This is a genomic window from Marivita geojedonensis, assembly GCF_002115805.1.
Classification (GTDB): Bacteria; Pseudomonadota; Alphaproteobacteria; order Rhodobacterales; family Rhodobacteraceae; genus Marivita; species Marivita geojedonensis.
The window spans coordinates 1-811 of record NZ_JFKC01000069.1; the positions used below are offsets into that span (position 1 = coordinate 1).

At 55.0% G+C, this 811-nt stretch carries 1 protein-coding gene; it reads right to left on the reverse strand.

Annotated features, from left to right (window positions below):
• Positions 1–51: 51 nt before the first annotated feature.
• Positions 52–759 carry an IS6 family transposase gene (locus tag MGEO_RS21040; protein ID WP_085641694.1) on the reverse strand — a complete coding sequence of 236 codons (708 nt, stop codon included), beginning with the start codon at positions 757–759 and terminating at the stop codon, positions 52–54.
• Between the last annotated feature and the right edge of the window lie 52 nt (positions 760–811).

Here is an 811-nt window from a genome sequence, read left to right on the forward strand (position 1 = left end):
TGGTGTCAGACCAATTCCAACCAGTCTCCGCAAGGACAGTGATGCTGTCTTTTATGCCGCGCAGAGGCCGCGCCACTCGACCAGAGCAGCGGTTCGGTTTTCCTTGAAGTGATCTCGTTTGGAGAGGCTGCGATCCTGGTTAAAGTGGTTGAAGATGGAGGAATGGACGGAAACGAATTTTTGCAAACTGCGCATTCGGCGAAAACGTTGCATCGCCCGCTCTCGTCGTCGGAATGGCAGATGTGAATTCTCAACGCGGTTGTTCAGCCAACGACCACAGAGTTGCCGGTTTTCGCACCCCAATTCGCGAAGTGCGGCTCGGTATGAAGCAAACCGATCGGTGACCAGTACTTCCGGCGAACCATATCGACGCATCAATTTCCTGAGCATTTTCAATGCGGCGCGTTTGTTTCTCCGCTTAGTGACGACGCTCTCCAGAACCTCGCCTTCGTGATCGACGGCCCGCCACAGGTAGTGCCGCTCACCATTGATTTTCACAAAAACCTCATCGACATGCCATTGCCATCGGGAAAAGGCGCGTAGCTGCTGAACACGCCGCCGCCGGATCTCGGAGGCAAACATCGGCCCAAACCTGTTCCACCAAAACCGGATGGTTTCGTGACTGACGTCGATGCCACGTTCGTGCAGCAGATCCTCGACATTGCGGAGTGACAACGGGAACCGGACATACAGCATCACCGCCAGGCGGATGATCTCGGAGCTGGTTTTGAAATACTTGAAAGGTGAGCGTTTGGTCATCTCGAGAGGCTACGAAAGCCCCCTGCCCGGCTCAAGCCAAGTTCCTCTGACA

Coding starts and splice junctions, on each gene's coding strand:
- MGEO_RS21040 (WP_085641694.1), bottom strand. CDS start 759: ATGACCAAACGCTCACCTTTCAAGTATTTCAAAACCAGCTCCGAGATC.